Below are 264 nucleotides of genomic sequence, written 5' to 3' on the forward strand. Positions count from 1 at the left end.
GCTTCGCGTCATCGGTCAACTGCAGCAGCCGTTGCTGCTCATTTTGCGTCAGACTACCGTTGGCGCCGCGATTGTTGTAGTGCAGCCACAGCCAGACCGGCAGAACAAACAGCACAAACAGCGTCAGCGGAATGGCGAGAAAAAGCATGCTCAGGTGTACTCCTTACAGGGGGTGAGCCGCGGCGCAACGCCGCGCCGCGCAATCATACTTACTGGTTGGACTGATTCATTTTGGCTTTCAACGCCGCCAGCTGCTCGCTGATT

At 57.2% G+C, this 264-nt stretch carries 1 protein-coding gene; it reads right to left on the bottom strand.

Annotated elements, in window-relative coordinates:
• Positions 1-148, bottom strand: a 148-nt coding sequence (pspB, locus tag GUI70_RS25850; protein ID WP_202630615.1) for an envelope stress response membrane protein PspB, incomplete at its 3' end; no start/stop codon positions are given.
• Positions 149-264 lie beyond the last annotated feature (116 nt).

Source organism: Deinococcus alpinitundrae (assembly GCF_009982895.1).
GTDB classification, from domain to species: Bacteria; Deinococcota; Deinococci; order Deinococcales; family Deinococcaceae; genus Deinococcus; species Deinococcus alpinitundrae.